The sequence below is a fragment of the Streptomyces sp. NBC_01750 genome (assembly GCF_035918095.1).
Lineage (GTDB): Bacteria > Actinomycetota > Actinomycetes > Streptomycetales > Streptomycetaceae > Streptomyces.
This window is the reverse complement of sequence record NZ_CP109137.1, coordinates 2798011-2822938: the sequence shown is the minus strand read 5'-3', so window position 1 is coordinate 2822938 and position 24928 is coordinate 2798011. Positions and strand designations below refer to the sequence as shown.

25 protein-coding genes are annotated in these 24928 nt (G+C 70.2%); 9 read left to right on the top strand and 16 right to left on the bottom strand.

Going from position 1 to position 24928, the window contains the following annotated elements; all coding sequences use genetic code 11:
- The first annotated feature begins 303 nt into the window (after window positions 1–303).
- Window positions 304–1500 (top strand): Ig-like domain-containing protein, encoded by a 1197-nt coding sequence (locus OG966_RS12720; RefSeq protein WP_326649688.1) that lies wholly within the window; start codon window positions 304–306, stop codon window positions 1498–1500.
- A gap of 91 nt (window positions 1501–1591) precedes the next feature.
- Here OG966_RS12720 and OG966_RS12715 read toward each other — a convergent pair whose 3' ends face one another.
- From OG966_RS12715 to OG966_RS12700, 4 genes are all read right to left on the bottom strand, one after another.
- Window positions 1592–2644, bottom strand: coding sequence for a fatty acid desaturase family protein (locus OG966_RS12715; protein WP_326649687.1), 1053 nt, complete (start codon window positions 2642–2644; stop codon window positions 1592–1594).
- A gap of 432 nt (window positions 2645–3076) precedes the next feature.
- Window positions 3077–4714 carry an FAD-dependent oxidoreductase gene (locus OG966_RS12710; protein WP_326649686.1) on the bottom strand — a complete coding sequence of 546 codons (1638 nt, stop codon included), beginning with the start codon at window positions 4712–4714 and terminating at the stop codon, window positions 3077–3079.
- Window positions 4715–4819: 105 nt separating this feature from the next.
- Window positions 4820–6223: an MFS transporter gene (locus OG966_RS12705; protein WP_326649685.1), complete on the bottom strand. Its 1404-nt coding sequence runs from the start codon at window positions 6221–6223 to the stop codon at window positions 4820–4822.
- A 112-nt stretch (window positions 6224–6335) separates the two neighbouring features.
- On the bottom strand, window positions 6336–6719 hold the full coding sequence (locus tag OG966_RS12700; RefSeq protein WP_326649684.1) for a VOC family protein: 384 nt from the start codon (window positions 6717–6719) through the stop codon (window positions 6336–6338).
- 276 nt (window positions 6720–6995) lie between these two features.
- Here OG966_RS12700 and OG966_RS12695 point away from each other — a divergent pair, with 276 nt between their 5' ends.
- Together OG966_RS12695 and OG966_RS12690 are read left to right on the top strand one after the other, a co-directional pair.
- Window positions 6996–8147 (top strand): serine hydrolase domain-containing protein, encoded by a 1152-nt coding sequence (locus OG966_RS12695; protein ID WP_326649683.1) that lies wholly within the window; start codon window positions 6996–6998, stop codon window positions 8145–8147.
- Window positions 8148–8312: 165 nt separating this feature from the next.
- Window positions 8313–8579 (top strand): DUF2277 domain-containing protein, encoded by a 267-nt coding sequence (locus OG966_RS12690; protein WP_326649682.1) that lies wholly within the window; start codon window positions 8313–8315, stop codon window positions 8577–8579.
- On the opposite strand, the gene OG966_RS12685 is transcribed toward OG966_RS12690, so the two are convergent.
- The 5 genes from OG966_RS12685 to OG966_RS12665 all read right to left on the bottom strand — a co-directional run bounded on the left by OG966_RS12685 (window position 8533) and on the right by OG966_RS12665 (window position 14507).
- Window positions 8533–9192, bottom strand: coding sequence for a DedA family protein (locus OG966_RS12685; protein WP_326649680.1), 660 nt, complete (start codon window positions 9190–9192; stop codon window positions 8533–8535). The genes OG966_RS12690 and OG966_RS12685 overlap by 47 nt on opposite strands.
- A 195-nt stretch (window positions 9193–9387) precedes the next feature.
- On the bottom strand, window positions 9388–9861 hold the full coding sequence (locus OG966_RS12680; protein ID WP_326649679.1) for a DoxX family protein: 474 nt from the start codon (window positions 9859–9861) through the stop codon (window positions 9388–9390).
- A gap of 59 nt (window positions 9862–9920) precedes the next feature.
- The gene (locus tag OG966_RS12675; RefSeq protein WP_326649678.1) at window positions 9921–11915 is read right to left on the bottom strand and encodes an FAD/NAD(P)-binding protein; all 1995 of its coding nucleotides are present in this window, start codon (window positions 11913–11915) and stop codon (window positions 9921–9923) included.
- A gap of 147 nt (window positions 11916–12062) precedes the next feature.
- A complete protein-coding gene (locus OG966_RS12670; RefSeq protein WP_326649677.1) occupies window positions 12063–13751 on the bottom strand; it encodes an alkaline phosphatase D family protein in 1689 nt (562 codons plus the stop codon).
- 102 nt (window positions 13752–13853) lie between these two features.
- Window positions 13854–14507, bottom strand: coding sequence for an HNH endonuclease family protein (locus OG966_RS12665; protein ID WP_326649676.1), 654 nt, complete (start codon window positions 14505–14507; stop codon window positions 13854–13856).
- Window positions 14508–14673: 166 nt separating this feature from the next.
- On the opposite strand from OG966_RS12665, the gene OG966_RS12660 reads away from it, so the two are divergent.
- Window positions 14674–15414 carry an ABC transporter permease gene (locus OG966_RS12660; protein WP_326649675.1) on the top strand — a complete coding sequence of 247 codons (741 nt, stop codon included), beginning with the start codon at window positions 14674–14676 and terminating at the stop codon, window positions 15412–15414.
- 239 nt (window positions 15415–15653) lie between these two features.
- A complete protein-coding gene (locus tag OG966_RS12655; protein ID WP_326649674.1) occupies window positions 15654–16238 on the top strand; it encodes a TMEM165/GDT1 family protein in 585 nt (194 codons plus the stop codon).
- 91 nt (window positions 16239–16329) lie between these two features.
- Here the strand turns inward: OG966_RS12655 and OG966_RS12650 are convergent, their stop codons facing one another.
- From OG966_RS12650 to OG966_RS12640, 3 genes are all read right to left on the bottom strand, one after another.
- Window positions 16330–17007, bottom strand: a complete 678-nt coding sequence (locus OG966_RS12650; protein ID WP_326649673.1) for an HAD-IA family hydrolase — start codon at window positions 17005–17007, stop codon at window positions 16330–16332.
- 190 nt (window positions 17008–17197) lie between these two features.
- Window positions 17198–17425: a hypothetical protein gene (locus OG966_RS12645; RefSeq protein WP_326649672.1), complete on the bottom strand. Its 228-nt coding sequence runs from the start codon at window positions 17423–17425 to the stop codon at window positions 17198–17200.
- A gap of 6 nt (window positions 17426–17431) precedes the next feature.
- The gene (locus OG966_RS12640; protein WP_326655176.1) at window positions 17432–17755 is read right to left on the bottom strand and encodes a peptidoglycan-binding domain-containing protein; all 324 of its coding nucleotides are present in this window, start codon (window positions 17753–17755) and stop codon (window positions 17432–17434) included.
- Here OG966_RS12640 and OG966_RS12635 point away from each other — a divergent pair.
- Together OG966_RS12635 and OG966_RS12630 are read left to right on the top strand one after the other, a co-directional pair.
- Window positions 17649–18185, top strand: a complete 537-nt coding sequence (locus OG966_RS12635) for a hypothetical protein (protein WP_326655573.1) — start codon at window positions 17649–17651, stop codon at window positions 18183–18185. The two genes, OG966_RS12640 and OG966_RS12635, sit on opposite strands and share 107 nt — an antisense overlap.
- A 329-nt stretch (window positions 18186–18514) precedes the next feature.
- A complete protein-coding gene (locus OG966_RS12630; protein WP_326649671.1) occupies window positions 18515–20563 on the top strand; it encodes an MDR family MFS transporter in 2049 nt (682 codons plus the stop codon).
- A 57-nt stretch (window positions 20564–20620) separates the two neighbouring features.
- On the opposite strand, the gene OG966_RS12625 is transcribed toward OG966_RS12630, so the two are convergent.
- Window positions 20621–21100, bottom strand: coding sequence for a GNAT family N-acetyltransferase (locus OG966_RS12625; protein WP_326649670.1), 480 nt, complete (start codon window positions 21098–21100; stop codon window positions 20621–20623).
- 116 nt (window positions 21101–21216) lie between these two features.
- Between OG966_RS12625 and OG966_RS12620 the strand changes: the two genes are divergently transcribed.
- Entirely contained in the window at window positions 21217–21837 is a 621-nt protein-coding gene (locus OG966_RS12620; protein ID WP_326649669.1) for a hypothetical protein, read from the top strand.
- On the top strand, window positions 21837–22373 hold the full coding sequence (locus OG966_RS12615) for a hypothetical protein (RefSeq protein WP_326649667.1): 537 nt from the start codon (window positions 21837–21839) through the stop codon (window positions 22371–22373). Before OG966_RS12620 ends, OG966_RS12615 begins: the two co-directional genes overlap by 1 nt.
- A gap of 48 nt (window positions 22374–22421) precedes the next feature.
- Here OG966_RS12615 and OG966_RS12610 read toward each other — a convergent pair whose 3' ends face one another.
- From OG966_RS12610 to OG966_RS12600, 3 genes are all read right to left on the bottom strand, one after another.
- Entirely contained in the window at window positions 22422–22763 is a 342-nt protein-coding gene (locus OG966_RS12610) for an antibiotic biosynthesis monooxygenase family protein (protein ID WP_326649666.1), read from the bottom strand.
- A 178-nt stretch (window positions 22764–22941) separates the two neighbouring features.
- Window positions 22942–23622 carry an O-methyltransferase gene (locus tag OG966_RS12605; protein WP_326649665.1) on the bottom strand — a complete coding sequence of 227 codons (681 nt, stop codon included), beginning with the start codon at window positions 23620–23622 and terminating at the stop codon, window positions 22942–22944.
- Window positions 23623–23637: 15 nt separating this feature from the next.
- On the bottom strand, window positions 23638–24726 hold the full coding sequence (locus tag OG966_RS12600) for a DUF2330 domain-containing protein (protein ID WP_326649664.1): 1089 nt from the start codon (window positions 24724–24726) through the stop codon (window positions 23638–23640).
- Between the last annotated feature and the right edge of the window lie 202 nt (window positions 24727–24928).

The following is a 24928-nucleotide window of genomic DNA, read 5'->3' as shown; positions in this document are numbered from 1 at the left end:
CACTCGTCCTGTTTCCCCAAGCCTCGTCGGCGTACGCTGCCCCAATCAGCTCGTCAGGACCGCTGACTCGATCGACATCAGCAGGGAGTTGAACTGCTCCGTCAATCACGCATCGGATGCCTATCCCGAGTGGTTCGCCGGCAATGCTGCGGCACCTTCATCGCGCTGAACGGCACGCTGTACGGACCAAGCTCGGTGCCGGCAGGCGGCAGCACTGGACCGCGCACGCCGTACTCGCAGGTCAGCCAGGCGGGGACCTCTGGCTCAGGGACCGAGGCCGATCCGTACCGAGTGGTGACCGTGGTGAATGCCGGAGCCGGTGTAACGCTCACACAGACCGACAGTTATGTCGTCGGCCGAGAGTTCTACGACACGAAAGTAACGGTCCAGAACAATTCCGGGGGCCAGCGCGCCGGCAATATCTACGCGGCAGGGGACTGCTACCTGCAGAACAGTGACTCCGGCTACGGGCACGTCACCGGAACGGCTCCGGCCTGCAGCAGCACCCCCGGTGCCGGGGCTCGTATCGAGGGACTTCTGCCACGCGCGGGCGGAAATTCATACGTCGAGGATTGGTATTACAATGTCTGGGCGCAGATCGGCTCCCAGCAGCCCTTCTCGAACTCCTGCCGGTGCGATCAGAACATCGACAACGGGATCGGTGTCAGCTGGGCGGTGAATATCGGAGACAGTGAAAGCGCCACTTATCAGTGGTCAACGATCTTCTCCCCCACGGGGACTGCACCGCTGGCCATCAAAGCCTCCGCAGAAAACCCGGTATCGGAAGCCGGGGCCAACAACAGATACACAGTCACTGTCCAGAACCCCAACACCTTCCCTTCGACGGTCAGCAGCGTCTCGGTCGAACTGCCTCAGGGATTCTCTTACCGATCCGGGACGACGACGGGGAGCACCACAAATGACCCGACCATCTCCGGGCAGACCCTGACCTGGCAGGGCCCGTTCACAGTGGCCCCGGGGGCCGGCGCCACCATCAGCTTCGGCGTCACGGTCAGCACCGTGCCCGGCAGGTACACCATCGATGCGAACGCAACTTCGCCCGATACGGAGTTGACGGGGGCGGTGGATGCGGCTCCCATCGCGGTCGTCGTGGCACCGGTCATCACCAGTCCCACCGACGGATCACACCTGAAGGGCTGCCGCACGCGTGTGGGTGATGACGTCGAACGGAAGGGCTCGAGCTGCGTGCTGAGGTTCGCCGGTACTGGTGAAGCCGGTGTCAGGATCACCGTCACCGAAGGCGGGTACGAGATCTGCTCGGCCACCGTGAGCGAGTCCGGGGAATGGGCGTGCACGGCGAATGTGGCGAGCAGGAGCGGGAAGCACACCTTCATCGCCATCGCCACGGACGCCAGTGGCAACGTCACCACGGCTGAGCCGGCGACCGTGACCCTCGAGCCGAGGCGCCATCCCCGCAAGGAGCAACCCCACAAGTCGTACGTCAAGGACCGGACCCGGTACGCACGGGAGACCGTGTGACTCCGTGAGGTGATGCTGCCCCATCCGCGTTGCCCAGTTCCCGCTCGGTCTGTCGGCGCTTCCCATGACGTGGTGCCGACGTCGAGCGGGTCTAGGCGGGGGCGGCGTGCCGGATCGGCGCTCCGGCCTGGTGGAGGCTGGCGAGGGCCTGTCGGTAGGAAGTGATCAGGCTGGTCTCCAGGTAGTTCACTCCCAGGTCCTGGCAGTGGCGGCGGACGATTGCCTGTGCCCTGCGCAGATGCGGGCTGGGCATGCTTGGGAACAGATGGTGCTCGATCTGGTAGTTCAGTCCGCCGAGTGCGACGTCGGTGAACCATCCACCGCGGACATTGCGTGAGGTGAGCACTTGGCGCCGCAGGAAGTCGGGGCGGTCGTCGCCGGTCAGGATCGGCATCCCCTTGTGGTTGGGGGCGAAGATCGAGCCCAGGTAGACCCCGAACAGACACTGGTGAACCACAAGGAACGCAATGGCCATGCCGGGCGGCAGGACCAGGAACAGGGCCCCAAGGTAGAGGGCGAAGTGCGCGAACAGCAGACTTCCTTCCACCACGCGGTTCTTCAGCGAGCGGTCGGCCAGCGACTTCACACCCGACAGGTGCAGGTTGAAGCCCTCGAGAGTGAGGAGAGGGAAGAAAAGGAACGCCTGAAAGCGCCCGAGCACACGGGGCAGCCCTCTTGCGGCGTGGGCCTGATTCTGCGACCAGACCAGGATGTCGGGGATGAGGTCGGGGTCCAGTTCCTCATGATTGGGGTTGGCGTGATGGCGCGTGTGCTTGTCCTGCCACCATCCGTAGCCCATCCCGATACCGGCGTTTCCGGCGATACGGCCGATTCGTTCGCTGGCCTTGCGGAGCCGGAACACCTGCCGGTGCGCCACGTCGTGCGCGAGGAGCGCAACCTGGCCGAAGACGACGGCGAGGAACGCCGCCACCGCGAGCGTCCACCAGCTGTCGCCGACGAGGACGAACGCGATCCACCCGCAGACGTAGAGGGCAGTGACCGCCGCGATCCGGGCCGCGTAGTAGCCCGGGCGTCGGCCCATCAGGCCGGCGTCGGCAATCTTCCTCGACAGTCGGGAGAAGTCACTCCCCGCCTCTTGTCGGATTTCAGGCGGGGGAGGGTGAATAACGGTCTGCGAATCCATGGAACGAGCTCCCTCAAGGGGTGTCGGATGCGGTCGGCACTGACGGCCGTAGTGGTCAGGAACGACCTTGATCCATCGCCCCGTACTAAGCGGCGCTCGCTACCGGGAGAAAACGCCCTGTCGGAGGGCACCATCCGGGCAGCAAAGCAGGCCGACTCTTCAGAGGGTCTCGGCGCGCACACCGCGCGCACGTCAGTCACCGCGGGCTCTCCGGACATAACGGGCCCTTCCAGGGCCCACGGGTCACAGCGACCGACTCACCCCTCTCAACGAGTGCCGGCCACCGTGGGTTCCCGGGACACGAACCGACGCCTCAGCCGCGGGCTCACTGGTCATCCTGGCCGGGGCGAAAGCAGTCGGCACAGGGCTGGGCGGTCGGCTCTACGTTATGAGGCCGGCTTCAGTGCCGGATGACGCGAAGCACGAGTCGGCTCAGCCGCCCAGGTACTCGTGCACCAGGCGAACGGCCGTGGCTCCGTCGCCCACCGCCGAGGCGACACGCTTGATCGAGCCCTTCCGTACGTCTCCCGCCGCAAATACACCGGGCACGCTCGTCTCCAGCGGCATGGGGTCTCTGTCGAGTGGCCACCCCGCCGGGGATTCCTCGCGGATCTCGCGCCCGGTCACCAGGTAGCCCTGCCCATCTCGCGCCATGCTGTCCGGGAGCCACTGCGTGTGCGGTTCACCGCCGATCATGATGAACAGTGCGGCTGCCGGAACCCGCTCGACGGTGCCCGCCGTGCGATCCCCGAGCGTCAGGTGTTCCAGGCGCTCATCGCCGCCACCGTCGACCACCTCCGTCCGATGGCGGACGATGATGTTCGGCGTCGCCTCGATGGCACGCACCAGATAGGCCGACGCTGACTTCGCGAGGCTGTCGCCCCGAACCACCAAGGTGACCGTGCGAGCGTGCTTGGCCAGATGCATCGCGGCCTGGCCGGCCGAGTTCCCGGCGCCGACGATGAAGACGTCCTGGTCTCGCATCGCGCGGCTCTCGCCCACGGCCGTGCCGTAGAACACGCCGGAACCGACCAGGGCTTCCAGGCCCGGCACGCCGAGCCGCCGCCAGTCGGCACCTGTGGCGATCAATACCGCGCGTGCGCTGACCTCGGAGCCGTCCAGCATGTGCACCACCGGCCGGTCGCCGCGGCGTTCGAGCGCGATCGCCTGTTGCGCGAAGACGATGTGCGCTCCCATCAGCCACGCCTGTTCGCAGGTCTGCTCCATGAGGTCGCCGCCGGCAATGCCGTGGGGGAACCCTGGATAGTTCCTGATCATCGGGCTCGTCCCGGCCTGCCCACCTGAGATGGCCTTTTCGAGCAGCACGGTGTCCAGTCCTTCGGACGCGGCGTAGACGGCCGCCGTCAGGCCGGCCGGCCCGGCACCGACGATGGTGACGTCGGAGACATCCATGTCGTTCGTGACGCTGACCCCGAGCGCGCGCGCGAGATCGGGCAGGCTCGGATCGATGAACGCCTGGCCGTCATGGCGGATCACCACCGGCAGGTGCGACGCGTCGATGCCGGCCTCCCTCAGCAGACGCCGTCCGGCCTTCTCCTCGGCCGGGTAGACCGTGCACGGCAGGTTGAAGCGCGCCATCACATCGCGCAGCTGCAGCACACGGCGGTCGCCCTTTCGGGCGACGACGCGGAACAGCTGGAATTTCGGTTCCTGATCCCTCGTCCACGCGGACAGGTACTCACCCACCGCGCGGTACAGCGTCTCGTCGTCCGCCCACGGCCGCACGATGTGGTAGTCGGCGCGGCCGAGTGCGATCGCCTGTACGGCCGGGCTGGTCGACGAGTAGTCGCGATCCACGAGCAGCACACGCTTGGCGCGCGGATACAGCTCATGTGCCCGCGTGAGGACATCGACGGAGCTGTCGTCCACGAGAAGCAGTGCGACGGGTGCCTCGGCCCGCGCCAGTTCCTGTATTGCGGTGAGGGCAGCTTCCGGCGAGCTCGCGCCCTTCACCGTGAATGCTCTGCCGAACCGTCGTGTGAGGTCGGAGAGCACCACACCGAGCGAACTCGGGTTGCGATCCACCACGAAGATGACCGGCCACGTCACCTGTACAAGCCTAATGGCGGCCGGCGGCTCGTGCGCGGTCACGGCTCGGTCGCCGCGACGGTGGTTGTCCGGCCTCGGGACCGCCCCCTATCGGTTGGCCGCGGCTCATGCTCCTTCGGATTTCGTCGGCACGCACAGCCACGCCAGGATTGCGGCGGTCAGGTAAGCGAGTGCGCCGATGGCCATGCTGGTTCTCACCCCTGCGTTGTAGTCCGTCGCCGTGGCCAGCAGGGTGCCGCCCAGGGCTACGCCGGTGGCGCTACCCACCTGACGGGTGGTGTTGAACAGTGCGGAGGCGGTTCCCGAGTAGCCGGCGGGGGCGGCGCCCATCACGGTGGCGGTGGCGCCCGTGAGAGCGAAGGAGGTGCCGAATCCCGCAGCCATCATCGGGGCCACGAGCAGCGGGTAGGGGGAGCCGGGTCCTGCGGCCCATCCGGCCAGCCCCAGGGCTGCCAGGAGCATGCCGGAGACAACCAGCGGGCGATGGCCGGTTCTTCGGGCCAGTCGCCCGGACAGGACGGAGGCGAACATGGTCATCGCTACCGCCGGGAACAGCGCTGCCCCGGTGCCGAGGGCGCTGAAGCCGCGCTGGCGCTGAAAGTACAGGCTGGCAGTGAACACCATGCCGTAGAAGCCGAAGTTGAACAGCGCACCGATGAGGGCTCCGCCGCTCATCGCTCGGGAGTGCAGCAGGCTCGGCGGGAGCACGGGGTGTCGGGCCAGGCGCTCACGCACGACGAGCGTGGCGGCGGCCAGCGCGGACAGGCCCGCCGCGGCAAGGACGGCCGGATCGGTCCAGCCCCGCCGGCCGGCCTCGTTGAGCGCGGCGGTCAGCAGCGCGACCGCCACCACGATCGCGCACTGCGCCGGCCAGTCCAGGGGCCGGTCGGCGCGCCTGGGCGATCGCGTCACATGCCGCAGCGTCAACGCCAGGCAGACGATCCCGGCGGGCAGGTTGATGAGGAACACCCAGCGCCAGCCCACCGTGGTGACGACCAGCCCGCCCAGCAGCGGCCCGGTGGAGGCGGCGATGCCCGCCATCGAACCCCACAGCCCAAAGGCCCGCGAGCGTGCGGCCGGTGCCGGGTATGCCTGCTGGAGCAGGGCCAGTGAACCGGGCACGATCAACGCCGCGCCGAGCCCCTCCAGCAGCCGGGCGGCAACCAGGAACGGCGTACTCGGTGCGATCGCGCACGCGGCCGAGGCCACGGTGAACACAGCCACGCCCGAGCAGAAGACACGCCGGTTGCCCAGCCGGTCGCCCAGCGCGCCGCCGGTCAGCAGGAGTCCGGCGAGGACCATGGTGTAGCCGTTGGTGATCCATTGGATGCCGGTGAGCGACGCCGACAGATCCCGGCCGATCACCGGCACAGCGACGTTAATGATCGTCACATCCAGGATCACGATGAAATACCCGGCGCACACCGCCACCAGAGGCGCCCAGGACCGCTGCCCGGACTCAGGAGGCGGCGCGGGCTCACCTCCACGGGCCGACTCCGCACTCGCCACTTCCCCAGCCCCGTCCCGGCCGCAGAGGTCATCCGTCGAAATGCACGATAAGGGGCATATTGCACATATCGCGAGGATCGGGCGCGGTAGGTCGGGGATCAGCCCGGCTGGTTCAGGACGGGTCGGCGGCCCGCTCGGCGGCGCTGCGCTCGACGCAGAACTCGTTGCCCTCGATATCGGCGAGAGTGGCCCAGCCGGAGCCGTCGGCGCGGCGCTGGTCGCCCACCAGGGTGGCGCCGAGGGCGAGCAGGCGCTCGACCTCCTCGTCACGGGTGCGGTCCGTGGGCCGGATGTCGAAATGGATCCGGTTCTTGGCCGTCTTGCCCTCGGGGACGGCGATGAACAGGAGCGAGATGCCCTGGGCCTCGACCAGGGCCTCGGGGTCGCCGGGTTGGTCCTCGTCGCTGATCTTGGTGCCGAGCACCTCGGCCCAGAAAGTGCCGAGCCGGTAGGTGTCGGCGCAGTCGATGCTCACGTGGTCCACAAAAGAAGCCATGGCCAAGACTATGACGGACAGCCAGATGAGCTCCCAACAGGTTTTGGGCTCGGTGCTTGCGGTGCTGAGGAGCGCCGGCGCCGGCGAAGAGCCCTGGATGAGTTCTGCGGCAAGAGGCTTGTCGTTGCCCCGCGGGCTGATCACGGCGTGAAGGGACGGCTCCGGCGGTGCCCGGTTTGCTCGGGGAGGGGCCGGGGGGTCCGCGACAGGGGGAATTTCCTTACGGTGCCCCGTGGTTGGCGTCCGGTGAGTGTTGATGATCACTGGGGAGGATCAATGTCCGAGGCCGGCGTGCAGGGGACTGTCGCGGAGGGTTTCGAAGGCGTAAGGGAGGAGTTCGACGCTGTATTTGCCGAGGGGATCACCGAGTCCGGCGCTCAGCTCGCGGCGTACGTGAACGGGCAGCAGGTGGTCGACCTGTGGGCCGGAGACGGGATGGCGGGCGACTCGCTCACCGGCGTCTACTCCGTCACCAAGGGCGCGGCGCATCTCGTCGTCGCACTGCTCGTGCAGGACGGCCTGCTCGAGCTCGACCGTGAAGTCGCTTCCTACTGGCCTCAGTTCGCGGCCGAGGGCAAGGGCCGGCTCACGCTTCGGGAGCTGCTCGGGCACCGAGCCGGACTGATCGGCGTCGACGGCGGGTTCAGCATCGCGGAGCTGGCCGACGACCGGCTGCTCGCCGCGCGGCTGGCGGGCCTGCGGCCGTACTGGGAGCCGGGAACGGCGTACGGGTACCACGCCTTCGTCATCGGCGCTCTCACCGGCGAAGTGGTACGCCGCGTCACCGGGCGCTCGATCCAGGAGCTGTACGAGGAGCGGGTGAGGGCCCCGTACGGGCTCGACTTCCATCTCGGGCTGCCCGAAGCGCTGGAATCGCGCTATCTGGACGTACTGCCGATGCGGACCACACCGGAGCGGCTCGCCGAGCTCCGGGCGGACGCGCCGGCCCCGGACAGTCTCATGGCGATCGCCTTCGGCTTGAACGCCGAGCCGCCCACCGACCTGGTGGAGCTTGCCAACACGCGCGCGGTGCGGGCCCTCGGCCAGGCCTCGGCGGGCGGGGTGGGGAACGCCCGCGGGGTCGCTGCGATGTACGCGGCGGCCATCAGCGAGGTCGACGGCAGGGCGCCCATGCTCAAGCCGGACACGATTGCGGAGTTCGCCCGGCTCCACTCGGTGGGCACCGATGTGGTCACTGGTGAAGAGGATCAGTTCGGCCTCGGCTTCCAGGCGCTCGGTGTGCAGTACCCGTTCCTGGGCGAGGATGCCTTCGGTCACGGCGGAGCGGCGGGAGCGCAGGCATTCGCGGATCCGGCCAGTGGCGTCGCGTACGGCTACGTGCGGCGCCGCTTCCCCTTCCCGCCCGGCGGCGGTTCCGTGGAGAACGACCGGCTCGCCGCGGCAGTCGTCAGGGCCGCCACCACCTGACCGCAGAACGTACAGATGCACGCCCAAGGCTCCTTCGCCGGCAGACGGAGGGGCCTTGGGCATGGGCAGCGGTCGGGTGGTCGGTCGGCCGGCCGGGGAGGGCGGTCAGGTCGCCGGACTCCGAAGGCCTCGCCCTGCGGCCGGCGCACGGGGCACACTGAACACATGTGCCGCAGTATCAAGACCCTCCGCCCGCCCGTGCTCCCCGAAGAGGCCACTGAGGAGGACATCCGCGCCGCAGCCCTGCAGTTCGTGCGCAAGGTGTCCGGATTCCGGGCCCCAGCCGCGCACAACCGTGAGATCTTCGAGCAGGCCGTAGACGAGATTGCCGAGTCGACCCGCAAGCTGCTCGAAGGGCTCGAGGTCCGTGGGTCCGGCGGGGCCGCTAAGCGGCCGGTTCAGGAGCCGGTTCAGGAGCCGGACGCCGCATGACGTAAGCGGCCAGCGCGCCCGCCGCGAACAGCGCGAGCACCGAGACCGCCGCGCCGACCCAGCTCGCGCCGAGCCATTGGCCGCCGAAGTAGCCGAGCCCCACGCTGTAACCCGCCCATGCCACGCCCGCGAGGGCCGACCAGGGCAGGAAGTCCTTCACCTTGCGGTGCGCCGCGCCCGCGCCCAGTGAGACGACCGAGCGGCCGGCCGGGGCGAAGCGGGCGATCACGACGAGGGCGCCGCCGCCGCGGCTGAGGGCCGCGCCAAGACGTTCCTGCGCGGTGGTCAGCCGGCGCGAGCGGGCGATCGCCCGGTCGAGCCGGTCGCCGCCACGCCAGGCCAGCCGGTAGGCGACGAGGTCGCCGAGTACGGAAGCGGTGGCGGCGCAGAGGACCAGGACGAGGAGTGAGGGCACCTCGTGCGGGACCTTTCCGGCCGCGGTCTCGACGGACCCGGTGGCGGCGCTGGTCGAGCCCGCCGCGGCGGCGGTCGCCGCCGTGATCACCAGGACTCCGCTGGGCAGCACGGGCAGGAAGACGTCGAGAAGTACGGAAAGCGCCACGACGGCATAGATCCATGGGCTGCCGGTCAGCAACCCCACGCTCTCGAGCACCCGAACTCCCCGGTTTCGTAACAACGCCGCGACGTCGCAGGGGAGCGGCAGGGGCGGCAGTACAGCTGTACAGCGTACGCCTGGGGTTCGACTCGAGATCGCCAGGGGGGAGCCGATGTTGGGATCATCACGTTCCGCGGATTGACGCAGCGCCCGGACCCTCCGAAGAGGATCCGGGCGCTCCGGAAAGAGCGGCTATGCGGCGGCCGCCGCGGCCTGCACCTTGGGCTCCTCGTCCGTCGCCCGGCTCGCGTTGCGGACGAACAGCCGGTCCAGCGCGAACGCGCCCGGGCCGGTGAAGACCAGCAGCAGGAAGGCCCAGCAGAACATCGCCGCCCCCTCGCCGCTGTTCTGCAGGGGGAAGAGCGCGTTGGGCTGGTGGACGTCGAAGTACGCGTACGCCATCGAGCCGGAGGCCACGAAGGCGGCGCTGCGGGTGCCGAGGCCGAGCAGCACCAGTGCGCCGCCCACCAGCTCGATCACCGCCGCGTACCAGCCGGGCCAGGTGCCGGCCGGGATGGTGCCGCCACCGCCGCCGGCGCCGCCGAGGACGCCGAAGAGCGAGGCGGCGCCGTGGCAGGTGAAGAGCAGGCCGACGACGATGCGGAACAGGCCGAGCGCATAGGGCTGGGCCGAGTTCAGCCGGGTGGGAAGCGAGGGATGTGCCATGGGGGGCTCCTTCGGTCTGGGGACGTGAACCGACGAGGGAAGCCCTAGGTTAGGCGGACCTAATCAATGCTTGCAAGTTCAACATTTGGTCGTGGGCTGATTTCCGCCCTGGATTCCGTTTCCCTGCCGGGATCCAAGTCCTGCGGCATGACGAGCGTGCGCAGGGCGGCGCGCGCCACCGCGTCCGCGTCCGACAGGGTCACCGAGTCGACGCCGGGCCTGGCTCCGGCCGCGGTCACCCAGTGCACGCCCTCGGTGGGAACGCCGATCGCGAAGCGTCGCGGGTGCGGACGGCCCTGCCGGTTGATCAGACGGTACGGGCGTGGTGTTACGTCCAGCCCTCCGGTTTCGTAACCGTCGATGGAGTGCGGGCGGCAGTGGCCGGTTTTCAGCAGCCGCTCCAGCAGTTCGTCACAGGTCCGCCGGAGGTCGGGTTCCGGCAGTCGCGCCTCGATGAGTGTCGTCGCCGTCACGAAAGAGCCGGGGACATCAGGCGATTCGGCGGTGAAGGCTCCGTCCAGGGCGTCGTGCGAGCCGGCGTCCGCCATCCCGATCGTGGTGCGCGGACCGACCACCTCCAGGACGCCGGCCTCGATCAGGGCCGTCATCTCCTCGATCCGGCGGCGCGGCGGGCCGATGGAGAGAAACGCGTTCAACGGGGTGTACCAGCGGTCGAGATGGTCGCGCCGGGAGGTGCCGGAGAGACCCGCGTGGTCCACGATCAGACGGAGCTCGTTGCGCAGATCGCGCAGTACGTCGAGGGCGGCCTTCAGTGGACCCGCGACATTGCCGAGCGCGGCCTGCGCGGCGTCCTGTCGCAGATGGCCGAGGAGCCAGATGCGGTGCTCGGCCGGCGAGGCGAAGCGCTCACCTGCGTGCGGGCGTGAAATCCGGTCCCAGGACCAGCGGTCCGCCTCCGTGACCCCGAACGCGTCCAGTACGGCGGCTTCTTGGGCGCTGCCGTGGGGCGCGTCGAGGAAACGGTCCCTGAAGCCGTGAGGAGCGGAGCCTTGCGGATCGGCGAGCAGTGCCTCGTAGTGGACCGTCTCCACTTCCTTGGCCACCAGCGGCCATATCTCGGTCAGGAAGTCCGGCGGATCGCCCTCGCCCGCGCGCTTGCGGAAGACCGCGATCACATCCGGGGTGAGGACGAGGGGTTCATGCCGGCCGGATGGGCCCTTGGCGTTGTCGCCGCGTGCCTGGTACGGGACGCCGCGCCGCGATCCCGCGTACAGCCGCGGCTCACGGCCCGAGGGCCGGTAGACGAGCTTCCCGCCGTCGGCGCGTACGAAGGTGCCGCCGCGGCCCGTCGTCAACAGGGCCATATGGTCGAAGAAGTTGAGCCCCAGGCCGCGCAGCAGCACCCGTTCACCCGGGGCGACGCCCGAGAGGTCGAGGTCCGCGGGGTTGGCGGGCCGGAAGTAGCGCAGGCGCGGGTGACGGGCGGCGTACTCGGCGAGATGCGCCTGCGACTGGCGGCAGACCACCGGGAGATGGCCCTGCGCGAGGATCACCGCGCTGAGCCCGGTGAGGACGGTGCCGTCGTCGAGTGCGAGGGTCTGGAAGGCCGCGGCGCCGGTGGGCACCGCCACCGCGTCCCGGTCGTCCTCCAGCCGTACCGCCCGCGACCGGTGGACCGCCACCCGCACGGTGTCCGGTGCGCCGGACACCGCCCGGCGGAAGGCCCATTCCAGATAGCGGCCGTAGCAGGCCCGCGTCGGGTAGTCGTCGGGGCCGAGGGCCTCGTCGGTGTGTGCGGCCGCCCATTCGTACAGGCTCGGGCCCGGGAGTATCGGCCCCTCGCAGACAACGCTGTCGTCCGTGAAGAGAGTCACCTGCGAGGCCACCGTGTTCATCAGCAGTTCGGCCGGCTGGTCCGGGCGCCAGACGCGGCCGGGGCCCGGTGGCGCGGGATCGACCAGGTGGACCGTGAGCGGGGTCCCCGGGGCGAGTTCGCGGGCGGACGCGCAGAGTCGTTCGAGGACGGAGGTGCCGCGGGGGCCTGCGCCGACGACCGCGACGGCGGTGGCGCGACTGGACGAAGCTGCGGACAAAACGGGAACTCCCGGAGCATGTGGGGGGAATGGCCTGTTCGCGTGCACTGCGCTCGTCCAGGGGGGCCGGTCGGGCGACGGGTGGGAGGGATCGTCCGGCACATCATGCCGCTGGTGCGCCCGGAGTCGAACCCCCGGGGCGGAGGATCACGCTCCGCTGTGGGAAGCATCACGGTCCGCGGTCAGTTCCCGTTCCTCCACCGTCACCAGCTGTGCGCCCGCGGTCTGCTCGCTTCCGAGCGCCCGCGCCTGCTCCAGCCGCAGCCCCGCCGAGCGCCCCCGAAGCGTCAGCGTCATCAGCTGATTGCCGAACCACGGACCGCCGGTCCTGCGCCAGCTGACCGGCGGCTTGCTCACCCGGCCGTGGCGGGCCAGGGCACGGCCGAGTCGCCGCCCGGTCCGGCTCCAGCCGAAGCGGAAGCCGACCTGTATCGAGCGGGGGATGGAGTTGTGCACCGGCGAACAGGTCAGCTGCAGCACCCGCGCGTCCGGCTGCGCGCGGTCCGGCCAGGAGGGTTCCGCGACATACGCATGGTGCACATCGCCCGAAAGCACACATACCGTCGCCGGGGCGCCGTCCCCGCTGCCCGCTTCCGCGAACAGTCGCGCCAGCTCGGCGAAGGAGTCGGGGAAGGCCGCCCAGTGCTCCAGGTCCGCCCGTCTGCGCAGATCCTCGCCGAACCGTGCCCAGCGCCCGCCGCGGTCGCCCCGGCACAGCGCGGCGTTCCAGCTTTCCGCGTCATGGATCAGCGGCGGCAGCAGCCAGGGCAGTGAGGTGCCGATCAGGAGATGGTCGTACGTCTCCCGCCCGGCCAGCGCCTGCTCGCGCACCCAGCCGGCCTCACCCGCGTCGAGCATCGACCGGTTCTTCTCGTCGAGGACCCGGGCGGCGCGTGTGTCCACCATCAGCAGCCGGGTCCGGCCGAAGTCGCGGCGGTAACTCCAGCGCACTGAGGCAGGATCGGCGTCCGCCCCGGTGGCGAAGCTCTTGAGGAGGTCGGTTCCGTCGGGGGCTGCCCGCACCGCGGTGTACAGCTCGTCCGACTCCAGCTCCGCGGGCGAGAGATTGCCCAGGTGCTGGTAGACCCAGTACGACATCAGTCCGCTGAGGATCCGGTCCTGCCACCACGCCGTCTCGCGCATCTCCGCCAGCCAGGAGGCGCTGGTGTTCCAGTCGTCGATCACATCGTGGTCGTCGAAGATCATGCAGCTGGGGACCGTGGAGAGCAGCCAGCGCACCTCGGGGTCGCTCCACGACTCGTCGTAGAGCCGGGAGTACTCCTCGTAGTCCGCGACCTCCGCGCCGGGCGGCTCGGACAGATCACGCCGGGTCGCGAGCCAGGACCTGGTCTCCTTGGACGTCTCGTCCGCATAGACCTGGTCGCCCAGCAGGAGCAGCACATCGGGGCGTTCGGCGGTGGGATCGGCCGCCAGCCTGAGGGCGAGGGTGTCGAGCGCGTCCGGCCCCACCGGGTCGTGCCCGTCGTCGGGCGCGGCCGACCAGCGGCAGGAGCCGAAGGAGACGGTGATGCCGTCGGAGGGGACTTCGGGCGTACGGATCGTGCTGTCCGGGAAGAGGGAGCCGGCCGGTGGCCAGACCCGCTCGTCGTCGAGCAGTACCTCGTACGCGGTCGTGGTGCCCGGCGTCAGACCGGTCACCGGCACCAGCGCGTAGTGGTGGCCTGCGATCCGGAACGTACGCGAAGCGCCCCGCGCGCCGTCCGCGCACCGGACCTCGGCCGTGCACGGGCGGTCGGCCTCGACCCAGACGGTCGCGCTCCCGCCGGATTCCCAGTCGACATACCGCAGCAGTGGTCCCAGGCGCAGATCGGCCATATGTTCCCTCCTCTGTCGTCCCGTACGGTACGGAACGACAGAGGTCGACGGCCAGGTTCCGGCGGTACCGATCGTGATCGTGTCCGGACCGTCAGCGGCTGGTCAGCAGCCGTTCAGGATGCCCTGGAGCGCGCTCTTCTCGGCCGAGTCCACCTTCAGGTTGTAGTAGTGCTTCACGTCCACCCACATCCGGGCGTACATGCAGCGGTACGAGGTGCGCGAGGGCAGCCACTCCGCCGGGTCCTGGTCACCCTTGGACTGGTTGACGTTGTCGGTGACGGCGATCAGCTGCGGGCGGGTGAGGTCGTTGGCGAAGGCCTGGCGCTGGGCGGTGGTCCAGCTGCTCGCGCCGGACTTCCAGGCCTCGGAGAGCGGCACCATGTGGTCGATGTCCACGTCGGCGGCGGCGGTCCAGGTGGCCCCGTCGTACTCGGAGAACCAACTGCCGCTGACCGCCGCACAGCTGGAGTCCTGGACGACGTTCGTACCGTCGCGCTTGAGGACGACCTCACGGGTGTTGCATGCGCCCGACTGAGTGATCCAGTGCGGGAACTTGTCGCGGCTGTAGCCGGTGGAGGAACCCTCGGCCGCCACGGTCAGCTGACCGAGGTAGGTGCGGGCGGTGGCGGCGCTGACGGGGGCGGGCGGGGATGCCTGGGCGGCGGGGGCGGTGGCGAGCAGACCGGTGGTGGCGAGAGCGGCGGTGGCGGTGAGCACGGCTATACGGCGGGTTTGACGCGCGTAGACACCAGACATGCGAACTCCTTTGATGTGGGGGGAGCTTGGCCGTTCGGGCGAGGCCATGCTTGCGGCGCAAGGTTTCCGTGGGGTGGGCGCCAGGTAACAGGGTGGCGACATGGGCACGTCAGATCAAGTGTTCTGACGCACCGACACATACCGGGCCGCGGCGTAGGGTTGTCTGGTGCTGCTGACGGTCAATGTCACTTTCGGGGTCGTGCTGGCCGTCCTGCTGGTGGTCGCGGCGACGGTGGCCGCGGTCGCCCACCTCGGGCGGGCCCGCGAGATCGTCGTCGCGGGCGTAAGGGCGGCGGTCCAACTCGCGGCCGTCTCCCTGGTGATCGGATGGGTGGTCCGTTCCGTACCGCTGCTGCTCGGCTTTCTGCTGCTGATGTACGCCGTAGCCGTATGGACGGCGGGCCGGCGCATCACCGGGAACCGGACCTGGTGGTGGGCCTGGCTGCCGATCGCCGCGGGCGTCGTGCCCGTCGTCGCCGCGCTGCTGCTCACGGGCCTGGTGCCGCTGAAAGGCATCGCGCTGATCCCGGTGACAGGCATCCTCATCGGCGGCGGGCTCACCGCGACCGTGCTCGCCGGGCGCAGGGCGCTGGACGAGCTGGGACTGCGGCGGGGCGAGGTGGAGGCGGGGATGGCGCTCGGGCTGCTCGACCGTGACGCCCGGCTCGAGGTGGCGCGGAGTCCGGCGTCCGACGCGCTGGTGCCGGGCCTCGACCAGACCAGGACCGTGGGGGTTGTCACACTGCCGGGCGCGTTCGTCGGCATGCTGCTGGGCGGGGCATCACCCGTGCTGGCGGGGGCCGTGCAGCTGTTTGTGCTGGTCGCGCTGATGGCGGTGCAAGCCGTGTCGGTGTCGGTGGTGCTGGAACTGGTGGCGCGGGGGCGGCTCTACCGGGATACGGCCTGACGGCCGTATCCCGTACCCTGGACCGAGCAGAAGGGGAGTAGCTCTTCGCCGGAACGTCGACATACTGCTGGGCCTCGTGCCCGGCCGGCGCCCGGAGGCGGCCTCGTCGAGGCCCGCCGGCGAGACCTTCGGCCGCAGTGCCCATGTACACATTCATGGCGCTGCCGTGCCGAAGCGACCCCTGAACATTCAGGACTTCTCGGCAGGGCCGCGCCCCGACCGATTGAGGACTCCCACCCGTGATCAGCTTCACCGTCATGGCGATCACCTTCGGCGTCGTCTTCCTCGCCGAACTCCCCGACAAGACCGCGCTCGCCGGTCTCATGCTCGGCACCCGCTACCGCGCCTCGTACGTCTTCGCGGGCGTCGCGGCCGCCTTCGCCGTCCATGTCGCGCTCGCGGTCGCGGCCGGCAGCGTACTGACTCTGCTGCCGCACCGGCTGGTGCAGGCGGTGGTCGGCCTCCTCTTCCTGGCGGGCGCGTTGTTGCTGCTCATGAAGAAGGGCGACGGGGACGAGGAGAACATCAAGGCCCCGGCGGACCAGTCCTTCTGGAAGGTCTCGGGGGCGGGCTTCATGCTCATCCTGGTCGCGGAGTTCGGCGATCTGACCCAGGTCATGACCGCCAACCTCGCCGCCCGCTACGACAGCCCGCTGTCGGTGGGCGTCGGCGCGGTGCTGGCGCTGTGGGCGGTCGCGGGCATGGGCATCCTGGGCGGCCGGACGCTGATGAAGTACGTACCGCTGCGGCTGATCACGAAGGTCGCGGCCTGTCTGATGCTGGCGCTGGCCGGCTTCAGCCTCTTCGAGGCGCTCGCTCCCTGACGCGCGCTCCCTCATCGACTCGCGCGCTGTTGGCTCGCGCCGTGGTTGGCGCCGCTGTTGGCTCGCGCCGCCGAGCCTGAGGACTGGGCTGTCAGGCCGCCGGGGGTGCCACCCGCAGTTCGATGGTGCCGTCAGGGCACTCGGTCACGGTCAGGTGCGTGAGGTCCGGGACATGGGCGTCCGGGGAGAGGGCCGCCGCGCGGGGGCCCACGCCCACCACGCGCATACCCGCCGCGCGGGCTGCATGAATGCCCGCCTCGGAGTCCTCGAAGGCGATGCAGTCCGCCGGGTGGAAGCCCAGCTCGGCCGCGCCCTTGAGGAAGCCTTCAGGGTCCGGCTTGCTCGCGCCGACGCGCTCGGCGGTGACCCGGATCCGCGGCATCGGCAGACCGGCGGCGGTCATCCGGGCCTGGGCGAGTGCCTCGTCCGCCGAGGTCACCAGGGCGTGCGGCAGCCGGGCGACGGCGGCCATGAAGGCGGCGGCGCCCGCGACGGGGACCACGCCGTCGATGTCCGCGGTCTCCTGGGCGAGCATCACGCGGTTGTCGGCGTAGTTCTGCTCCATGGGGCGGTCCGGGAGGAGTACCGCCATGGTGGCGAAGCCCTGTCGGCCGTGGACGACCTTGAGCGCCTCTTCCGGGTCCAGGCCGTGCTCGGTCGACCAGAGTCGCCAGCAGCGCTCGACCACGGCATCCGAGTTGACGATGGTGCCGTCCATGTCCAGCAGGAGGGCGTGGGCGCTCAGAACGGACGGGGTGGCTGCCGGCATCGGCGTACTCCAGGGCGCGGGAGAAGAGAAACAAGTGGCTCCGCCCGCCGGTCAGGGAATACGGGCGGAACCACTTTGTTTCTTCACGATACAAAACTGGCGCGGGTAGCGCCACCCGGCCCCGGTCCGCGGGACGCCCCGGTCCACCCGGCCCCGGTCCGCGGGACGCCCCGGTCCACCCGGCCCCGGTTCAGGGGACCGCGTGCAGCGCCACCGCGGCGGCCGGCGGAGAAGGCTTCGGGCGGCGCGGTTCGCGCACTCCGGCGGACGGCGGACCACCGCCGGGGCCGCCGCGTCCCTCCGCGCGACGGCGCAGCAGCAACCCGGAGATCAGGATCAGCGGAAGTACGGGCAGGGCGAGCAGGAGCCAGGACCTCTTCATCACCTCACGGTCCGCCGCCGACGCCGTGTGCGCCATAGCCCGTCAGGGCTCCTGGGTTTCGGACTCCAGCGCGCGGCGGGTGTTCGGGCCGTACGCGCCTCTGGGATCGCCCCTGACGTGCCGGTCCCGCTGGAAGGCCCGCACCGCGTCCTCGACGCTCTCGCTGTACGTGCCGTCCATCGGGCCCGTGTACAGCGACGCCTCGGCCAGCCGCTGCTGGAGCTCCGTGACCTCAGGCCCGCTGTCCCCGCTCCGCAGCGTGTCCGATGTCCGCCAGCTCGTAGCCTGGGGCGTCGAGCCGGTGGCCGACGCCGACGTGGACGACGCCGACGAGGGCGCCGCCGCCGGGGCCGCGGGGCCGGACAAGCCGGCGGACGCACGCGGCGCGAACCGCGCCGCCGAGGCCGTACCGGACGGGGAAGCCGACGCCTGGCCGGACACGGATGCGGACCGGCTCGGCGACGAAGAGGGCCCGTCCGGCAGGACGGCAATGCTCGGCATGCTTGTCTCCCTGTCCGGCAGCGCCTTCTCGCGCTCGTTGCCCCCGGAGAAGAGCCCTGAGGCGACCGCCGCGGTCCCGGCCACCGCAATCGCCGCCGCGACCACCATGAGCCCGGTGTTCCGCCGCCGTGGGCGGCGGTGCCGAGCCGGGGTGAGGTCCACGGAAACGAGCGCGTGCGGCTCGTCGCCCGCCGCCGGATCCACCACGTACGGCAGCATCAGCGGGACCGTCGCCGGGCCGGGCTCCCCTCCGCCCCCGGTACCGCCCTCGTCCACGCTCCGCAAGGTCACATAGGGCCGTATGCGGAGCGGATCGAAGTGCCCCGGCGACGCGAGGCCCGGCTGCCGCTCCGCCCCCGGCGTGCCCGCGGCACGCTCCGCGCAGTGGCACCCCGGACCGGCTCTGCCGCCGGCACCCGGCGGCTCACCGCATTCAGGACACATGTGTCCGGTCATGGCAGGTTCCCTCCCCAATAGCTGCCAGCGATTATGCAGCGCCCGCCGCGACGGCCCAACGGCCCCTGGGGCCGCTCGGCAGGCCATATCCGGGCAGACCGATCAGGATGGAGAATGTCCGAGAACGGGCGGCGGGTCGGGCCCGGAAGCGGAACCGAGGTGATCGCCATGTCCCAGGAAGTGAGCACACCGGCCGTGAGTCCGGCCCCGGGTGAGGGCCAGAAACGGCAGACCGTCATGGTCGCCATCGGTGCACTGCTGCTGGGTCTGCTGCTCGCCGCCCTCGACCAGACCATCGTCGCCACCGCGTTGCCGACCATCGTCAGTGAACTCGGCGGCCTGGAGCACCTTTCGTGGGTGGTCACCGCGTACCTGCTGGCCGCGACCGCTGCCACCCCCCTGTGGGGCAAGCTCGGTGACCAGTACGGCCGGAAGAAGCTGTTCCAGACCGCCATCGCCATCTTCCTCGTCGGCTCCGCGCTCTGTGGCATCGCCCAGAACATGCCTCAGCTCATCGGCTTCCGCGCTCTGCAGGGACTCGGCGGCGGCGGACTGATCGTGCTGTCGATGGCGATCGTCGGCGATATCGTCTCGCCGCGCGAACGAGGCAAGTACCAGGGCCTGTTCGGCGCGGTCTTCGGCGCCTCCAGCGTCCTCGGCCCGCTGCTCGGCGGCTTCTTCACCCAACACCTCAGCTGGCGCTGGGTCTTCTACATCAACCTGCCGGTCGGCGTCGTCGCGCTGCTCGTCATCGCTGCCGTACTGCACATCCCCGTACGGCGGACCAGGCACACCATCGACTACCTCGGCACCTTCCTCATCGCCGCCGTCGCCACCTGCCTGATCCTGGTCGCCTCCCTCGGCGGCACCACCTGGGCGTGGGGCTCGGCGCAGATCATCGCGCTCGCCGTCCTCGGAGCCGTACTCCTGGTCGCTTTCGTGTACGTCGAGCGGGGCGCCGCCGAACCCGTACTGCCGCTCAGACTCTTCCGGATCCGCACCTTCACGCTCGTCGCCGTCATCAGCTTCATCGTCGGCTTCGCGATGTTCGGGGCGTTGACCTATCTGCCAACGTTCCTGCAGGTCGTCCACGGCATCACACCGACCCTGTCCGGTGTGCACATGCTGCCGATGGTGCTCGGCATGCTGCTCACCTCCACGGGCTCCGGCCAGATCGTCAGCCGCACCGGCCGCTGGAAGGTCTTCCCCATCGCGGGCACCGGTGTCACCGCCATCGGCCTCGTACTGCTCCACCAGCTCTCGGAGACCAGCTCCACCTGGGAGATGAGCGCGTGCTTCTTCGTCTTCGGTGCCGGTCTCGGCCTGGTCATGCAGGTGCTCGTGCTGGTCGTCCAGAACGCGGTCAGCTACGCGGACCTGGGCGTCGCCACCTCCGGCGCGACCTTCTTCCGCTCCATCGGAGCCTCGTTCGGCGTCGCCATCTTCGGCACGATCTTCGCCGGGCGGCTCCAGGACAAACTCGCCGAAGCGCTCGCCGGACGGCCGGGGACGTCCGGCGTCGGAGCCGCGCAACTGGCCGACGACCCGCGCTCCATCGCTCAACTGCCGCCCGCGCTGCGCCCGTCGGTGATCCATGCGTACTCCTCGGCCATCACCGATGTCTTCCTGTACGGCGTGCCCGTCGTGATGCTCGCCTTCCTCATCGCCTGGTTCCTCAAGGAGGACAAGCTGCGCGGCTCGGTCACCGCGCCCGATACCAGTCAGACGCTCGCCTCCAACCCGGTCGAGCGCTCCTCTCACGATGAGGTGGCCCGGGCCCTCTCGGTGCTGGGCTCGCGCGAGGGACGGCGCCAGATCTACGAGAAGATCGGCGCGAAGGCGGGGTACGACCTGCTGCCCGAGGCCAGTTGGCTGCTGCTGCGGATCAGGCGCCACGGCACGGTCGAGCCGGCCCTGCTCGCCGACGCCACCCCCGTACCACTGCACATCATCACCGACGCGGCCCGGCAGGTGGAGGAGCGGGGGCTCGCCCGCCGAGAGGGGCTGCAGCTGATCCTCACCGACCCGGGCGTCGAGGTGGCCGTACGGCTCGCGAAGGCGCGCGAGGAGTCCCTCTCGGAGCTGCTGGGCGACTGGTGGGCGCCGGAGCGGCCGACCGATCTGGTGCAGCTGGTGGAGGAGCTGAACGCGGAGCTGTGCGGGTCGGACGCCGAGCGGCCGTACAGTCCGCCGCCGAAGCGGGACCACGCGGCCTGAGCTCCCGGGCGGCTCACAGCTCCGGGTCGGCTCACAGCTCCGGGTGCCCGGGGCCGGTCAGAGTTCCTTGCCGTACCAGATATCCATGTACGGACCCGAGCAGTACGCCGGGATCTCGGCGTAACCGTTCCGGACGTAGAGCTTCCGTGCCTCGATCAGATCGAGCCGGGTGTTGAGGACCATCCGCCGGGCGCCCAGCTTGCGCGCCTCGCTCTCCAGCGTCTCCAGCAGGATTGCGGCGCCTCTCCTGCCGCGGAAGGCGCGGCGCAGAAAGACGCGCGTGAGCTCTGCCCGCTCGGCGTCCAGCATCAGCACCCCGCCGCAGGCCGCGGCCTTGGTGCCGTACCGCCCGACGACGAACTGGCCGGTGGGCGGCGTGAGTTGCTCGGCGCCGTCGCCGCTGAGCCCCTGGTCGATCTCCTCGGTGGTCGCGGGGCGCTGCCAGTAGCGGCTCGCGACCTCGTCGTAGTACTCGCGCCGCAGGGCGCTCGCGTCGGAGGAGTCGAACGCTTCGGGGGCCAGGGTCCAGGTGGTCATGGCGATCTCTGTACCGGAGGGGCGGGCCGTTTGGCCAACGAATTCCGGGCAACCCGCCTTCAGGAGGGCCCCTCAACCGAGTCGAACACACCGAATCGTGAACAGGGAAGGCAGTTATGTCCACAGTCCTGATCGTCATCGCTCTGGTAGCGGTGTTCGCGATCGTCGTCGTCGCCGTGCTCTACGCCGGTCCGGGCAGGGGAGGCGGCCGGCGGGGTCTGAAGCGGCGGTTCGGCCCCGAGTACGACCTGGTCCTCACCCGCCACGACGGCGACACCAAAGCGGCGGAACGTGAACTGGACGAGCGCGTCAAGCGCCACGGCGACATGAAGCCGCAGCCGCTGGCGAACGAGACACGTGAGCTGTACGTCGCCAAGTGGGCCGGTCTCCAGGAGCGCTTCGTCGACTCGCCGGCCGAGGCCGTCGCCGAGGCGGACGAGCTGCTGGCGCGGCTGGCGGGGGAGCGGGGCTTCCCCGAGGCCGCACAGCACGAGGAGCAGCTCGCCGCGCTCTCCGTGCACCACGCGCAACACGTTGGTGGCTACCGCCGGATGCACCGCGCGGCGCGCGCACAGTCGAGCACGGAGGAGCTGCGCGAGGCGATGGTCGAGAGCCGGGCGCTCTTCGAGGCCCTGCTCCACACCCGCGCCGCCGAGGACACCCGCCCGCACCGGGCCGGTGCGGTGGGGCGCGCCGGTCGCGGGCATCTGCTGAAGCCGAAGGGGAGTGGCGCCTGATGACGTACGAAGCGGAGCGTGCACCGACACCTGAGCGTGCACCGACACCTGAGCGTGCACCGACACCTGTACATGCCGAGACACCTGAGCGGGTCCAGTCACCAGCGCGGGCCGAGGCACCTGAGCGGGCCGAGGCACCCGAGCGGGCCGAGGCACCCGAGCGGGCCGAACACCTCGAACGTCTCGAGGGCCCTGAGTATCTTGAGCACTTCGAGCGTGATGAGGTCCGTGAGTCCCGCGACGAGAGCCCGTCGCGGCAGCTGATCCCGCAGGACGAGCGCGACAAGCTGACGCTGCGACTGCAGCAGTCCCTCGGCGGTTTTGTCGACGGGCCGCGGCATGCGGTCGAGGAGGCCGCCGCGATACTGGAGGACACCGCCGACCGCATCACGACCGCCCTCACCGAACGGCGCCAGGCTCTCCGCGCCGACTGGGACGGCGGGAAGGAGCGCCGCCCGGTGGAGGCGGACACGGAGGAGCTGCGGGTCGCCCTGCGCGCGTACCGCGAGGTGACGGAGCGGCTGCTGCAGATCTAGATCGTGGCCGGAGGCCCGGGTGTTGGGCCCGGCCCTCCGGCTTCGGCCTCAGGCCTTCGGGGCGGCCTGCTGGACCACCTCGAACGACCACAGCGTGGACCCGGAGGCGGCGGGCTTGGGACGCTCGCCGCCTTCGCCGCTGCCCGGGCCGCCCTGGCCCGCGCCGTGGGAGGCCTTCATCGAGCCCTCCATCCAGGCCTGGAAAGCGGCCTCGTCGCGCCAGCGCGTGTAGACGAGGTATTCGTCGGTCCCCTCCACGGGGCGCAGCAGCTCGAACCACTCGAAGCCGTCGGAGTTCTCCACCGAGCCCGCGCGGGACGCGAAGCGCTTCTCCAGCACCTCGCGCTGCTCGGCCGGGACGGTCAGGACGTTGATCTTCACAATGCTCATGCCGCCATCTTGCCGCACGGCCTGCGCTCACCGGCATGACGCACGGGGCGGGTTGGGGACACAGGCCGCGTCCCGCTCTTCGCGGGCAGGGCAGTCGGGCAGGCAGTCGTGCAGGCGGTCGTGCAGGCGGTCGGGCCGGACGGCCGGGCACCGACCGCCGCGACCACCCGCCCCACCCTCAGGCCACCACGCGCGCCACCAGCAATCCGTCGTACCCCTTCGTGCCCACCGTCTGTACCGCCGTCGCGCTCAGCCGCGGCTCCCGTGCCACCAGTTCGTACATCTCCCGCGTGCCCACGATGGCCGGATGCGTGTTGTCCGCGTCCACCACCGCCCCGCCCCGCACCGCGTTGTCGACGATGATCACGCTGCCCGGGCGGCTCAGTTTCAGCGCCCATTCCACGTAGCGCGGGTTGTTCTCCTTGTCCGCGTCGATGAAGATCAGGTCGAACGGGCCCGCGCCCGGTTCCGCCGCCAGCTTCGGCAGAATCTCCAGCGCCGCGCCCGTCCTGACCTCCGCGATCTTGTCGAGGCCCGCGTGGGCGAGATTCGCTCGGGCCACCTCCGCGTGCGCCGGGTTGTACTCCAGCGAGATCAGCCTGCCTCCCTCGGGCAGTGCCCTGGCCAGCCAGATCGTGCTGTAGCCGCCCAGCGTGCCGATCTCGAGCACCGTGCGCGCGCCCTGCAGCTGGGCCAGCAGATACAGCAGCTTGCCCTGGTTCGGGGCGACAGCGATGGCAGGCAGGCCGGCCGCATCGCTCGACGCGAGCGCGGCGGTCAGCGCTTCGTCGTCCCGGACGAGGAGGTCGGTGATAAAGCGGTCTACGGCGTTCCACCGTTCCTGGTTCTCCTGGGTCATACGCCCCAACCTATTTCAGGCGATCGGTGGCGGCACTTGGATTGCCGGAGGAGGTACGACCGGCCTCCGCCGCCGTGCCCGTACGCGCACGAGCACCACTGCCGCGAGAACCGCCAGAGCCCCGCCGACCGTCAGCAGCCACGCCGGGACACCGGCCACCGTCAACAGCCTGTTTTCGTACACCACCCGCCGGAAGGGGGTGTCCTTGTCCGTGGCGCGCAGTTCATGGTCGCCGTCGATCCGCTTGGGCTCCGGAAACTCCTGGTCCAGCGCCGTCAGGAAGGTCTCGCCGCCGCCGGTGAACGCGCCGAGCGCCCCGCTCGCCTCCACCTTCCCCGCGTACGTAACCTCCGGCGTGTTCCCGCCGATCGAGCCGCGCGGCTCCATCCGGTGCGGCGCCAGCACGAACAGACCCAGTGACTGCGCGGTCCTGGCCAGCCGCGACAGCCGCATCGGGTAGATGAGCCCGTCGCTGGCGAAGCGCAGCCGCAGCGGGTCGAGCGTGCCGCGCAGCACGGAGCCCTCCGCATCGGGGGCCAGGCGCACCGCCACGTACTCCCACTTCTGCTCGACGTACGGCTTCAGCGCGCCGGCGAGGCCGTCCGGCAGCTCGAAGCCGTTCCGCTCCAGCCAGCCGCGCAGCGCGCCGGGATCGGTCGCCGTCAGCCGTGCGACATCGAAGTCGCCGAGGCGCTCGCGGCCGACCACACCCACCGCCGGCGCACCCGCCGCGGGGGCCGGTGCGCCCGCGGAGTCGGCGGAACCCGATGAGAAGGGCCAGTCGTGGCCGCGCGGCCAGAAGTAGTGTCGCGTCCGGTGCTCCGGCGCGATGATCGTCTCGAGCTCGTCGAAGAGTGCGCTGTCGCCGAGCTCGACCGTCGCACGGCTCGGCACCGGCATGATCCAAGCAGCCTTGGGAGCGTTTCCGTCGACCGTGAAGCGCATCAGGATCTGCTCCGTACGGCCGTCCCAACCGACCACCGACGTCTCCCGGTTGACGGACATGTGCGACTGCTTGTCCGGCACCATCGCGCCGCATCCGCAGGCGTACGCAGGGCTGATCAGCGATCCGAGCTGCAGCGCGAGCAGAGCGAGCACCACCATCAGAAGCCGCTGTCCGTGTGGCGCGCGCGCCGCTGTCCTGTCTTGTATGTTCCCCCGCATGCCTCCTGTGACGGCGCCGCGGACCTCGCGGTTCCGGTGTCGTCGAACGAGATATCCGGTCAAAACATGGTGACAGTCAGGCGAAGAGGGGGTTGCCTGAGTCTCCTTCATGGGGCAGTGCGAGGCTCTATGAATCCGGAGC